The organism is Pantoea sp. SM3640 (assembly GCF_015654165.1).
Lineage (GTDB): Bacteria > Pseudomonadota > Gammaproteobacteria > Enterobacterales > Enterobacteriaceae > Pantoea > Pantoea vagans.
Window position 1 is genome coordinate 3,871,111 of sequence record NZ_CP064872.1, and the last position, 13,821, is coordinate 3,884,931.

Sequence of the window (13,821 nt, forward strand, 5' to 3'; positions counted from 1 at the left end):
TATTACGTACGCAAAGTTATTACCACGATATATTTTCCGGCGTGACTACTTTTATTCCGCGACCCGCCTATACAAGTGATATTTCTGATAACTGAATGTGAATTAAACGTTAAATGTAACAGAGCTTTTCGGATAATTTCCGTCTCCGTTTTTAACCTTCGCTCAGCCAGGGCTTAATCAAAATCTTTTATTGATAGCGCATCATCTGCACTTTTTTCATCCATACCCTGATAAAAACCCTGGCAGATAAGCGTTAAATTTCTGGAAACTCAGGCCTGCTGGTGACGAATAATGACCAGATGACGGTCACCTTCCAGCTGAGGCACCTGCAGCTTTATCACTGCATCTGAGAGATAGCCAGCGGGTAACTCAGCCATTTCATCGTCCGGGCGGACACCTTTGAGCGCATAAAAGCGCCCTTCCCCGCCAGGCAGATGGTGACACCAGTTCACCATGTCGGTCAGCGAGGCGAATGCACGGCTGATGACGCCATCAAAAGGTGGCTCAGCCGGAAACGCCTCAACCCGGCTCTGTACCGGAGTAATGTTAGTGAGTCCTAACTCATGCTGAACCTGACGCAGGAAGCGCACCCGCTTGCCCAGACTGTCGAGCAGCGTAAAATGCGCATCGGGCATCACGATAGCCAGCGGAATGCCAGGCAGACCGGGACCGGTGCCGACATCAATGAAACGCGAACCTTTCAGATGCGGCGCCACCACAATGCTGTCGAGGATATGGCGAACCAGCATCTGCTGCGGATCGCGCACGGATGTCAGATTGTAGGCTTTGTTCCACTTATCCAGCAGGCCGACATAGGCAACCAGCTGCTGTTTTTGTTGATCGGAGAGGGAAATACCGGCTGCCTTTAGCAGCGACGTGAGTGTGTTAATCACAGCATAAGTCCATTCAGCGGGGGCGAGTCGCCTCGCCCCGTTTCAGATCAGGCGCTTTTGCGCAGCAGACCCTGTTTTTTCAGATAGATCAGCAGTATTGAGATGGCCGCCGGAGTAATGCCGGAAATACGCGTTGCCTGACCAATCGACACGGGTTTGTGATCGTTCAGCTTGGCGATCACCTCGTTCGAGAGGCCATTCACCTGACGGTAGTCGAGTTCCACCGGCAGCAGCGTATTCTCATTACGCAGCTGCCGATCGATCTCTTCCTGCTGACGCGCGATATAGCCTTCATATTTGACCTGAATCTCAACCTGCTCAGCGGCCTGTTCATCAGCCAGTGCCGGACCAAAGGCATCCAGCGTCATCAGCTTCAGATAGGTCAGCTCAGGACGGCGCAGCAAATCTTCACCGCTCGCTTCTTTAGTCAGCGGCGCGCTGAGTACCGTATTCACTTCGGTCACATGCTCTGACTTCGGATGAACCCAGATATCGCGCAGGCGCTGACGCTCCTGTTCAATCGCTTCCAGCTTCTGATTGAAACGCGCCCAGCGCGCATCATCCACCAGGCCCAGTTCACGGCCGGTTTCGGTCAGGCGCAGGTCAGCATTGTCTTCGCGCAGCATCAGGCGGTATTCCGCACGGGAGGTAAACATCCGGTACGGCTCTTTGGTGCCAAGTGTGCAGAGGTCATCCACCAGTACGCCGAGATAAGCCTGATCGCGGCGTGGTGCCCAGCCCTCTTTGTCGGCAGACTGACGGGCCGCATTCAGACCGGCCAGCATTCCCTGCGCAGCCGCTTCTTCGTAGCCGGTTGTGCCGTTGATCTGTCCGGCAAAGAACAGGCCGTGAATGAATTTACTTTCCAGCGTCGGTTTGAGATCGCGCGGATCGAAGAAGTCATACTCGATGGCATAGCCCGGACGCACGATCTTCGCATTCTCCATGCCCTGCATCGACCGGACGATCTGAATCTGCACATCAAAAGGCAGACTGGTCGAGATACCGTTCGGGTAGATCTCATTGCTGGTCAGCCCTTCCGGCTCCAGGAAGATCTGATGCGAGTTGCGATCGGCAAAACGCATCACTTTGTCTTCGATCGACGGGCAGTAGCGTGGGCCGATCCCTTCAATGATCCCGGCGTACATCGGGCTGCGATCCAGGTTATTGCGGATCACCTCATGGGTTTTCTCGTTGGTATGCGTGATCCAGCACGGCACCTGCTGCGGATGCTGAGAGGCATTGCCCATAAACGAGAAGACCGGCATCGGGTTATCACCGTGCTGCGGGCTGAGCACTGAAAAGTCGATGGTGCGCGCATCGATACGCGGTGGCGTACCGGTCTTGAGGCGGTTTACCCGCAGCGGCAGCGCACGCAATCGTTTTGCCAGTGGAATAGACGGGGGATCGCCAGCGCGACCGCCGCTGTAGTTGTCCAGACCGATATGAATTTTGCCGTCAAGGAATGTTCCGACGGTAAGAACGACGGTTTTCGCGCGGAACTTCAGTCCCATCTGAGTGACGGCACCCACGACACGATCGTTTTCCACGATAAGATCGTCGACCGCCTGCTGGAAGATCATCAGATTGGGCTGATTCTCCAGTGCCGTACGCACCGCCTGGCGATAGAGCACGCGATCGGCCTGAGCACGGGTCGCCCGTACTGCCGGGCCTTTACTGGCGTTTAGTATCCTGAACTGAATACCCGCCTGGTCAATCGCACTGGCCATCAGACCACCCAGGGCATCCACTTCCTTCACCAAATGTCCTTTGCCAATACCACCAATCGCCGGGTTACAGGACATTTGTCCAAGCGTATCAATGTTATGGGTGAGTAACAGGGTTTGCTGACCCATTCGGGCTGCCGCCATTGCGGCTTCGGTGCCCGCATGACCACCACCAATTACGATGACGTCAAAAGGATCCTGATAAAACATGAAGTGGTACCTCGGTTGATGAACTTGCAGGATCGTCGTCCTGGGGCGTGGATTCTACTCAAATTCCGTCTGGGGTGAAAGCCGCGGGATCGTCCGGTTTTAAAAGAAAGGATCTTAGATCTGTATATGATCTTTCTGTTAGATCTCTTATTAGGATCCCTGCTTTCTGTGGATATGTGCCAGAAGCATTGCAGAAACAACAGGATGAAGAGGATCACTACCTGTGAGTGATCGGTGATCCTGATCCGTATAAGCTGGGATCAAAACGCCATGTTATCCACAGCTCAAAAATCATTCTACCGTTGTTCTTTGGATAACTACCGGTTATACGCAGTAAAATAGGGTAGTTATCCACAAAATAAACGAGCGGAAAAGGATAAAATCAGCATCTTCCACTGGGGATCGTGACTATTTCGCGATCCCCAGCCCCATTCAGATCGCCTTTTTCCAGCTTTCCAGCCAGGCTTCCGCCGGATCTTCAGGGATCTCATGCTCCAGCACGTCAATCTCCAGGCGATCGCCGATCTGACGGGCACCCTGAGCAATTAACAGCGCTTCTATCTGGCGGATCGCGCCACAAAAGAGATCATATTCATGATTGCCGAGTCCAATCGCACCAAACCGGACCTGAGAGAGATCGGGCTGGCTTTCCGTGATGGCTTCGAACAGTGGCAGCAGATTGTCGGGAATATCCCCTGCACCATGAGTTGAGCAGACCACCAGCCAGATACCCTCCTGCGGCACCTCATCCAGCTCCGGGCCATGCAGCATCTGCGTTGAGAAGCCCGCTTCCTGTAATTTTTCTTCCAGATGTTCAGCCACATACTCTGCGCTACCCAAGGTACTGCCACTGATTAAGGTAATATCGGCCATCTTGCTCTCCCGGAGATTAAGGCGAGCATTGTACGCTGTGATCAAGCAGTGATCCACCTGTGGACAACAGGGTTAATAGATCAGAAGAAGCGAACGCAGCCGTTGTCAGCCGCTACATTCGTCAGGGATAAGATTATGCACAAGGCGGGATGGATCAGGGCTTGATAGTACGCATGATCGGGTTTTGCAGCGAGATCAGGGTTTCTGTCGACTGAATTTCATCGATGGTCTGGATCTTGTTGATCAGCACCTGTTGCAGAGCGTCGATTGACCGGCACATCACTTTAATAAAGATGCTGTAGTGGCCGGTGGTGTACCAGGCCTCAACCACTTCATCCAGCGCCTCCAGTTTGCTCAGCGCCGCCGGATAGTCTCGTGCGCTCTTGAGGATGATGCCGATAAAACAGCAGACATCAAACCCCAGTTGACGCGGATCGATATCAACCCGGGTGCCCAGGATAATGCCCGCCTGCTTCATCTTTTCCACCCGCACATGAATGGTGCCGGGGCTGACATTAAACTGTTTTGCCAGCTCGGCGTAAGCGGTGCGCGCATTATCCAGCAGGGCATTCAGAATGCCGCGATCCAGGTTATCGAGCTGCAGATGTTCGGCCATGGCCATCCTCGTTATTGGTCTGCTTTAAGTAAACAAGGGTGAATGTGCAGCAAAATAGCGGTTCAGGCAACTACCGGCAGCGACGGGCGCCGCTGCCGGTTCACTTAGCGTTTGCGCCAGACGGTGACCTGCGCCAGCGTGTGCTGGAATTTGCGGGCCGTTTCGCGGATTACAAAGGGTTTATCCTGCGGTTCACCGACCAGTTCGAAGTCGGCTGCCAGCAGACGCTGCAGTGCTTGCAGCGTCGTCAGCGCCTCACCATTTTCACGCACGCCGCCCAGCCAGTTCTCCTTCGGCGTGAAATCCTCCAGCCAGGTATAAGGCGATGAGAGCAGCAGGATGCCGCCCTGACGCAGCATCGGCGTGACATCCCGCAGGAAACGAGCAGGCTGGCGCAGGCGGTCGATCAGGTTGGAGGCGAGCACCAGATCGTAACGACCCGGCTGCGGCTTCAGGTTACAGGCGTCGCCCTGAACAAACTGAATCCGCTGTGCCAGTTCACTCTCCAGCGCAAAATCTTTCAGGCGAACCTGCCGATACTCCACCAGATCGCCTTCCTGAGGCAGCAGATAGCGGAAGTCTTCGCCGCTGGCCAGCTGCAGCGCCACGTCGATGAAGCGTGCCGAGTAGTCCATTCCGGTAACGCGCTCAAAGTGGCGAGCCAGTTCGAAACTGGCGCGTCCGGTGGCACAGCCGATATCCAGGGCATCACCACGGGCTGAGGTGTAATTCAGCGCCAGCTTCACCAGGCTCTCGGCATAGTTATCCACGCCGAAATAGCGCGGGCCATACTGGAAGTCGAGGTACTGCGACACCATCGCGTCGGATTCATACGGGTTCAGCGCCATGGTTTCCTGATGGCTGGACACCACGTATCGGAAACCGGCGTGCTGGAAGAAGTGGCGGCGGAACGCATAGCGTGCCGATTTCAGCGCCTCATTGCCGGTCGAGATCCAGCTGCCGCCTTTGATCAGGGAATGTTTGCCATCGAAGGTTGGGGTAGAGAAATCATCGTAAAGCGGGTGGACTTTGAAGCCTTCAAAGCCATTGGTCGGCGTGGTCGTCCATTGCCAGACGTTACCGACGATATCGAAGAACGCGCCCTGAGCGAAGAGATCCACCGGCGATGAGGACGCCCAGTACGCCAGGTTAATGTTGCCCGGTGCCCGCTCCCAGTCCGGCTGATCGCCCGCGACCTGTTCGCGCAGCTGAGCCCACTCCGCTTCACAGGGGAGCTGAATGCTCATACCGGTCTGTTCCGCTTTCCAGTGGCAGAAAGCCGCCGCTTCCAGCTGATTGACCTCGGCAGGCCAGTCCCACGGCATCGCCACTTCTTCACACATCAGACGCAGTTTAAGCTGATCGGGCATCGCAGGCGTGCCGACCCAGAAAGTGGGCATCTCTGCTTTGGCAAACTGACACCAGCCCCAGCCTTCATCATCCCACCAGCGGGCATCCTGATAACCGCCCGCATCAACGAACGCCATGAATTCCGCATTGCTGACCAGCATTTTGCTCGCCTGGAACGGCTGCAGCGTAACCTGCTGGCGGCCATATTCATTATCCCAGCCGTAGGTATCGTCGGTTTTACCCAGCGTGACGGTGCCGCCTGGCATCGGCAGCAGGGCATTGGCCGGAACAGCTTCGCGCTGATGGCGCGCCATTGGACAGACCGGCCATGCGGCCTGCGGTCTGACCCACTCAATCGGTAACTGGCGGATCAGCACGCTGGAGGTTTCCAGATGAATACGCTCATGCTCAATGCCCATCAGGATCACCCAGGCCGGGCTCTCCCAGCTGATCGGCAGCGTGAGCGGTAGGGTCTGGATCAGATCGCTGACCAGCGCTTTAACGCGTCCGCGGTATTCACGGACTTCATCAATGGTGGGCCAGTTATAGTGACTGTCGTTGAGATCGTCCCAGCTCATCTCATCCACACCAATCGCCATCATCGCTTCGATACGATCGTCCAGACGCGCATCAATGAGGCGTCCGGCCATCAGCTTATTAATGTAGAAGGTGGCGGTGTGACCAAAATAGAAGATTAATGGATGGCGCAGCGGAATGGCTTTGGTAAACCAGGCCTGTGAATCGGCCAGACAGGTGAACAGACTTTCATACTGTTCCCAGGTCTGATGAAAATAGGCCAGCAATTCGGCACGTTTTTGTTCTATGTTCTGGCCGGAGAGCATTAACGTCCGCGTCGGTGCAGGCAGATCGCGATGGGGTTGAGCAAGCGTCACAGGAAGCTCCAGATTGCTGAGTAAGTGAAACGGTAATTCACTATAGCAAATAAGCATTTCTGCAAGATGACTTAACGGCGCCAGTGGCGCAGCAGGCGGCTTTTCATGCCGGTGTCGAAGCGCCAGATATGGTCGAAGATGCGCAGAATACCTGGTTTCCCGTGGGCCGACATTGCCACGGCGTGAAAACGTTGCTGATTATGTCGCTGGCGCTTTTTGATCGCCCCGATGACCTCTTCCGGCAGACGCTGGGCAATAAAATCGGAAACGATCACCGCATCGGCTTCCTCCCACAGTGCGCCTTCCATTCGGGTGACAACCGAAGAGAGACAGGCGGCCAGATCGGTGCCGCCACGGAAACGCTGGCTCAGAAAGCGAATCGCCTGCTCCAGTCCGTCCTCACCGGTCAGCTCATAGCCAATCACCTCATGCGCAAACAGCATGATGTAGCAGCGACGGCGATCGGCCAGCGCGACCTTCAGCAGTGCCAGACAAAAGGCTTTAGCGCAACGCTCATTAAAGCCACCCATCGAACCGGAGGTATCCACGCAGACGATAAACGGCCCGCGCGGCTGCTCTTCATGCTGCTGGTGGCTGGCCGGACGCATCGTCACCTTTTCATGCCAGGCATCGCCCTGCAGCTTATAGGTCAACAGCCGTTTCTCGACCAGCCGCCGGTAAAATTCCAGCTCCAGTTCGCTGATGCTCAGCGCGGCTAACTCCGGCGGTAACAGTCGCAGCACGTCATCGCTCTGATGAATGCCGCTGACCTCTTCCGGCACGGATGCAGGCTCCTGCACCAGATGATGAAAAGCTTCCATCGGGGCATCCTGTGACGGTACCGATTTTGCCTCGCGGCTGCGACCCAGCTGCTGGGCCAGCTTCAGCAGCTCCGGTTGCTGCGCCAGAAAGTCGCCATATTGCAGCATCAGCTGATAATCGCCGGGCTGCAGTGACGCTTTGCTCATGTCCCACAGCCGGCCAGCGGCGGCTTCATCATCGTCACTGAGAATCGGAGCCAGCTGACCGCTCAGTGCCATGCGCTGCTGCAGTTCCGCCAGCAGGCGTTCGCGCTGCTGCTCCAGCAAATCCTGATTCAGCGTCAGAGTCTGTAAGGTCAGGCTCAGCCGCCAGCGCTGTAAAAAAAGCTGGTGCTGCGCGCTGCTGAGATGGCCGATATCGGTGTGTTGCAGCAGCCGGTTAGCTTCATCAAGAAAAGGAGACGGCAGGCTTTGAAGCGCCTCAAGTGTGGCAGTCAGCTGCTGGCTGAATTCACGATCGCTGAGGAGCTGGATGCGCTGGAACAGCTGAAACTCTTCGGCCAGCGTGGCCGGAACCGGCGTGTCTTTGAGTTCAGCACTAATCTCCGCTCGCCAGCGTGGCACATCGCGCAGCAGCGCTTTTTTCAGTCCGGGGAATTTTTCAAAAAACAGCGCCAGCTGTGGGGACGCCAGCAGGGCAATAATCAGCTCTTCAATCAGTTCGGTCTCACCCACTGAGAGCAGCGTGCTCAGCGTCTCGACTGAGATCATTTACGCGCCTGTTTCAGCTGTTCTGCCACATCCTGCAGGCTGGTTTCGACCCGCGCCAGCCAGTCATCACTGATAAACAGGCAGCGCTGATGCTGGCTGAACAGATGACGCTGCGACCGCAGCTCACTTTCCAGCGCATCCAGTGCTTCGGTGATTTCACCGGGCAACGGCTCGCTGTTGCTGACGCCTGGCAGCATCAGACGTGACGATTGCAGGCTCACATCACGGATAGCCAGGCAGTGCTGCGCATCCACCTGTAAATCCAGGCTTTGTGCAAAGCCAATCCCGTTGAGCTTGCCGCGAACCTCACCGCCTTTCTGCAGCCACTGATTCAGGGCATCACGCGCAATCATAATATGGCTTACCTGCATGTCGTGCAGCATCAGCGGCTTTTGCAGCATCAGCGTCAGTTGCTCATCGGTAAAGCTTTCCGGCAGATCGTAATGGGGCTTGCGGCTGAACATGCCGCTGTGTCTTTCCAGAGTGATCGCCTGCGCGATGCTCTGCTGCTGTTGCAGAGCCAGACGACGCGCTTTTATCTGCTGCAGTTTCAGCAGCATTGGCTGCTGCTGCCAGGCATGCTGCGTCATCAGCTGATCGATTTCTCGTTCCAGCAGCTGCATGGAGGCGACGTCGTGCCAGAGGCAATCTTTCAGCAGGATCAGGTCTATCGGGGCAATGGTATTGCGACCGCTGTAGAAGGCGCTGGCCTGCAGCAGATGGATGGCTTTTTTCCAGCGACGATCGGAAATGTAAGGTGCGGCAGGCTGGCTCTCCAGTTGCTGACGCAGCTGATAAATCAGCTCAAAGACGGCATCGGGCAGGCTGACCTGGCTGATGCCGAGCTGCCACTGCGCATACTCTTCATCACTGATGCGCAGGGACTCCGCGACCGGATTGGTGTGCTCATCCTGCTGGTGGGTCAGCATGCTGCGAAAGTTCTGCTTCTCATGCACGTTATCCAGCCACAGGCGGATCAGCATTCGATCATAAAGCGCCTCAAGGCCGCTATCCGCTTCCGGCAGTTCGTTGGAGGCGGTGACCAGCAGCCGCATCGGGATGGTCTCTTCGCTGTCACCATTGCGGAAGCGGCGTTCATTGATAGCGGTCAGCAGGGTATTCAGAATCGCCGGGCCGGCTTTCCAGATCTCATCCAGAAAAACAATCTCGGCGTCGGGCAGATACCCTTTAGTGAGACGCTGGTAGCGTCCTTCGTCTTTCAGTGCCTGAATGGAGAGCGGGCCAAACACTTCTTCCGGCGTGGAGAAACGGGTCATCAGATATTCAAAGGCGCGGGCGTGCTGAAAGGCATATTTAAGGCGGCGGGCAATCAGGCTCTTGGCGATGCCCGGCGGTCCCAGCAGAAACACGCTTTCACCGCTCAGCGCGGCCAGCAGGCAAAGGCGAATGGCATGGTGCCGTTCATATAATCCTTTTTCTAACGCATTGCTAAGGCGAGAAATTCTTTCTGCCAAAAGATGGGGTTGAGCCATAATCACATCAATGTCCTTACGATCGTCGGGCCGCCGCGCTTAAGCAAGCGCCTTACTCTATAGATCATCATGCGTGAAAGCGTTGATAGCTGTCAGCTTTTTTGTTTCAGAAGGTTTGCCTGTTTTAAAGTGGTGCCGGATGACAATTTATCGTCTGAAATGACCCCGTTACCCTGACCGCGAGGCGAAGCGGGTATAGGAATTTTCGTTAAACCGTGCATACTGTGCGCTTTTTGATGGCCTGAGCGAGGGGTTTTTGTACCTCTTAGACTCCAACAAAAGATAACTCTATGAGCTCGGATAATAAGCAGTCACTTCGCGGATTAACGCTGGCCGCTATTGGTGTTGTTTACGGGGATATCGGCACCAGTCCGCTGTATACCTTGCGTGAATGTCTCTCCGGACAGTTTGGTTTCGGCGTTGAGCGGGAAGCGGTATTTGGCTTTCTGTCGCTGATTTTCTGGCTGCTGGTGCTGGTGGTCTCACTGAAGTACATCAGTTATGTGATGCGCGCCGACAACGCCGGGGAAGGCGGGATTCTGACCCTGATGTCGCTGGCAGGTCGCCATACCGGTGCACGCGCCACGGCGGTGCTGGTGATCATGGGCCTGATTGGTGGCAGCTTCTTCTATGGAGAGGTGGTAATCACGCCAGCCATTTCGGTGATGTCCGCCATCGAAGGCCTTGAGATTGCCGCGCCGTCGCTGGATCCCTTTATTGTGCCGATGTCGATTGCGGTGCTGACGCTGCTGTTTGCCATTCAGAAGCATGGCACCGGTATGGTGGGCAAACTCTTCGCGCCGGTAATGCTGGTCTGGTTTCTGGTGCTGGCGATCCTGGGTGTCATGGGCATCATGCGGAACCCGGACGTACTGCATGCGCTGAATCCTGCCTATGCGGTGGAATTCTTCCTGCACTATAAGTCCGTTTCGTTCTTCGCCCTCGGTGCAGTTGTGCTGGCAATTACCGGGGTCGAGGCGCTTTATGCCGATATGGGGCACTTCGGTAAAGTGCCGATTCGGCTGGCCTGGTTCTCGGTGGTGCTGCCGTCGCTGGTGCTGAACTACTTTGGTCAGGGCGCGCTGTTACTCAGCGATCCTAAAGCAATTAAAAACCCCTTCTTCCTGCTGGCTCCGGACTGGGCGCTGATCCCGATGCTGATTCTGGCAACACTGGCCACCGTTATCGCTTCACAGGCGGTGATCTCCGGTGTCTTCTCGCTGACGCGTCAGGCGGTGCGACTGGGTTATCTGCCAGGGATGCGTATCATCCACACTTCTGAGCGCGAATCGGGCCAGATTTATATTCCGGTAATCAACTGGGTGCTCTACTTCGCCGTGCTGATTGTGATTATCAGCTTTGAGCATTCAAGTAATCTGGCTGCGGCCTACGGTATTGCGGTGACCGGCACCATGGTGCTGACGGCAATGCTCTCCTGCACGGTGGCGGTTAAAAACTGGCACTGGAATAAGCTGGCGGTCGCCGTCATCCTGGTGCTGATGCTCTGCATCGACGTGCCGCTGTTTACCGCCAACCTGGTAAAAATCTTCTCAGGTGGCTGGCTGCCGCTCTGTCTCGGCCTGGTGATGTTTATCATTATGACGACGTGGAAAAGCGAACGTTTCCGTCTGCTGCGCCGTATGCACGAACATGGTAACTCCCTGGAGGCGATGATCGCGTCGCTGGAGAAATCGCCACCGGTTCGCGTGCCGGGCACGGCGGTCTATATGTCGCGTGCCCTGAATGTGATTCCGTTTGCCATGCTGCACAACCTCAAGCACAACAAAGTGTTGCATGAGCGGGTCGTGCTGCTGACGTTGCGCACTGAAGATGCGCCATACGTGCACAACGTGCGTCGTGTCACCATTGAGCAGCTGTCGCCGACCTTCTGGCGGGTGGTGGCAAGCTATGGCTGGCGTGAGACGCCAAACGTTGAGGAGATTTTCCACCGTTGCGGGCTGGAAGGACTTAACTGCCGCATGATGGAGACCTCGTTCTTTATGTCGCATGAGTCGCTGATCATCGGCAAACGGCCGTGGTATCTGCGCCTGCGCGGCAAACTCTTCCTGGCGTTGCAGCGCAATGCGCTCCGTGCGCCAGACCAGTTTGAGATCCCGCCAAACCGCGTGATTGAGCTGGGCACCCAGGTCGAGATTTGATTGGCTGCGCCCGCCTTACGGGGCGGGCGCTGACCAGCGTAGCGTGACGCACAAGCCGCCGCCGGGTCGCTGGCTGAACGTAACCTGCATCCCATGCAACTGGGCAATATTACGCACTATCGATAATCCCAGCCCGCTCCCGCTCTTCTCCTGACCTGGCGGTCGCCAGAAACGCTCACCGAGCCGTTGCAGGTCGGCAGCACTCAGACCCTCACCGTTATCCTCTACCGACAGGCTGTTTGCCTGCAACCGCACATCGACTTCGCTGCCCGCAGGCGTATAGCGAATGGCGTTATCCAGCAGATTCCGCACCAGCAGTGACAGTAACAGTGGATGACCCTGAATCTGCGGATCGGCCTCCGCGTGCAGCCGCAGGGTGACGCCGGTTTTATCGGCCAGCGGCAATTGTGCGGCGATCGTCTCCTGCACCGTGCGTTTCAGCGCCACCGGTTCGAAGGCGCTGCGTGCATCATCGGCTTCAACCCGCGAAAGCGTCAGCAGCTGATCCACCAGCCGCGTAGCGCGTGCAATGCCGGCATCCAGCTGTTGCAGCGCATGGGTTCGCATCACTTCGTCATCCGCCGTCAGCTGGATCACTTCGCTTTGCACCTGCAGAGCGGCCAGCGGACTGCGCAGCTCATGTGCGGCATCGGAGGTAAAGCGACGTTCACGCTGCATCATGGCGCTGATGCGGCTGAACAGGCCATTGAGCGCCATCATCAGCGGCTGTACCTCTTTCGGCACGCGGTCTGCCTGCAGCGGCGTATCGTCATCAGGCGCGCGCTGCGCCAGCTGCTGCGCCAGCGTCTTCAGCGGTCGCAGTTCAGACCAGACCAGTCCGATGAGCAACAGCAGCATAAACGGCAGCGCGATCAGCCAGGGCAGCATACTGGCTTTCATCAGATCCTGTGTTATGTCGTCGCGGTATTCCGACTCCTGACCGACGACTACCCGGAACTTCTGATCCGGCGTGGTCAGCCAGACAAACCGCCAGCGATCGTCATCATTGGTGAGCTGTCCTTCATGAAATCCCTGATAGTCCGCCTCAAACGGCAGATAGCGGCCATTATCGCCATCATTCATCACCTGCCTGCCGTCACGTGTGAAGACAGCAAAGGCCAGGGCATCGTCATCCTGATCGCCACGATGGTGCCGCAGCATCGCTTTGGTTCGGGGCAATGTGGTGTTGTCCAGCGAAGAGAAATCCAGCGTCAGCAGGCGCTTGGCCAGCAGCATCTGCTGGGTATCAAACAGCTCATCAAGGGTTTCACGGGTCTGATGCCAGGCACTCAGGCTGGCACTGGCCCAGCAGAGGCCGAGCAGCAGCACGAAACCGAGGCCCAGCCGCAGAAACAGGCTCATTGATCGCATTCAGCGGCTCCCAGGGTATAACCGACGCCGTGCAGCGTGCGGATAAACGCGCTGCCCAGCTTTTTACGCAGATGATGGATATGCACTTCTACCGCGTTGCTGGAGACGTCGGCATCCCAGCTGTAGAGCTTCTCTTCCAGCTGGCTGCGCGTCAGCACCCGGCCCGGGTTGCGCATAAAGAGTTCCAGCAGCGCCAGTTCACGGCTTTTCAGCTCAATCGTCTCGCCCTCGCGCATCACACTGTGACTGCCGGGGATCAGTACCACGTTACCGTGACGGAGTTCGGGCTGCAGCTGACCGTGACGGCGGCGGATTAGCGCCTGTAAGCGCGCGGCCACTTCGGTTAAGGCAAAGGGCTTGCACAGATAGTCATCGGCTCCCATCTGCAGGCCTTCAACCCGCTGATCGAGCGCATCGCGGGCAGTCAGTATCAGGACCGGCACATCATTTCCCTGCTGCCGCCACTGCCGCAGGATATCGAGTCCATCCCGCTCAGGCAGAGAAAGGTCCAGGATCACCGCATCCCAGGGCGCGGCCTCCAGCGCGTTACAGCCCGCCTCACCAGACGTAAACCAGTCAACGCTGAAGCCCAGTTTACTCAGCCCCGCTTTGATACCGTCGCCAATTAAGCGATCGTCTTCAATCAGTAAAATACGCATCACGTCTCCCTGTTCCGATAGCGTTTTATACGAAGCAACTTCCTC

Annotated in this window: 10 protein-coding genes; 1 reads left to right on the forward strand and 9 read right to left on the reverse strand. The window is 56.6% G+C overall.

The window, feature by feature from the left end:
- Positions 1-269: 269 nt before the first annotated feature.
- From rsmG to ravA, 7 genes are all read right to left on the reverse strand, one after another.
- Entirely contained in the window at positions 270-893 is a 624-nt protein-coding gene (gene rsmG / locus IV493_RS17895) for a 16S rRNA (guanine(527)-N(7))-methyltransferase RsmG (RefSeq protein ID WP_013359560.1), read from the reverse strand.
- Between the two features lie 47 nt (positions 894-940).
- Complete coding sequence (gene mnmG / locus IV493_RS17900) at positions 941-2,830, reverse strand: tRNA uridine-5-carboxymethylaminomethyl(34) synthesis enzyme MnmG (RefSeq protein WP_013359559.1); 1,890 nt, start codon at positions 2,828-2,830, stop codon at positions 941-943.
- A gap of 432 nt (positions 2,831-3,262) precedes the next feature.
- A complete protein-coding gene (gene mioC, locus IV493_RS17905; RefSeq protein ID WP_033784342.1) occupies positions 3,263-3,703 on the reverse strand; it encodes an FMN-binding protein MioC in 441 nt (146 codons plus the stop codon).
- 154 nt (positions 3,704-3,857) lie between these two features.
- Positions 3,858-4,319, reverse strand: a complete 462-nt coding sequence (gene asnC, locus IV493_RS17910; protein ID WP_013359557.1) for a transcriptional regulator AsnC — start codon at positions 4,317-4,319, stop codon at positions 3,858-3,860.
- 104 nt (positions 4,320-4,423) lie between these two features.
- A complete protein-coding gene (gene ovoA, locus IV493_RS17915; RefSeq protein WP_195857542.1) occupies positions 4,424-6,562 on the reverse strand; it encodes a 5-histidylcysteine sulfoxide synthase in 2,139 nt (712 codons plus the stop codon).
- Between the two features lie 71 nt (positions 6,563-6,633).
- The gene (viaA, locus tag IV493_RS17920) at positions 6,634-8,094 is read right to left on the reverse strand and encodes an ATPase RavA stimulator ViaA (RefSeq protein WP_033784340.1); all 1,461 of its coding nucleotides are present in this window, start codon (positions 8,092-8,094) and stop codon (positions 6,634-6,636) included.
- Positions 8,091-9,587 (reverse strand): ATPase RavA, encoded by a 1,497-nt coding sequence (gene ravA, locus IV493_RS17925; RefSeq protein ID WP_195857543.1) that lies wholly within the window; start codon positions 9,585-9,587, stop codon positions 8,091-8,093. Before ravA ends, viaA begins: the two co-directional genes overlap by 4 nt.
- Before the next feature lie 290 nt (positions 9,588-9,877).
- Between ravA and kup the strand changes: the two genes are divergently transcribed.
- Entirely contained in the window at positions 9,878-11,746 is a 1,869-nt protein-coding gene (gene kup, locus IV493_RS17930; RefSeq protein WP_013359553.1) for a low affinity potassium transporter Kup, read from the forward strand.
- 15 nt (positions 11,747-11,761) lie between these two features.
- Here kup and qseC read toward each other — a convergent pair whose 3' ends face one another.
- Together qseC and qseB are read right to left on the reverse strand one after the other, a co-directional pair.
- Positions 11,762-13,117, reverse strand: coding sequence for a quorum sensing histidine kinase QseC (gene qseC, locus IV493_RS17935; protein ID WP_081917169.1), 1,356 nt, complete (start codon positions 13,115-13,117; stop codon positions 11,762-11,764).
- On the reverse strand, positions 13,105-13,776 hold the full coding sequence (gene qseB / locus IV493_RS17940; protein ID WP_061061170.1) for a quorum sensing response regulator transcription factor QseB: 672 nt from the start codon (positions 13,774-13,776) through the stop codon (positions 13,105-13,107). Before qseB ends, qseC begins: the two co-directional genes overlap by 13 nt.
- Positions 13,777-13,821: the final 45 nt, after the last annotated feature.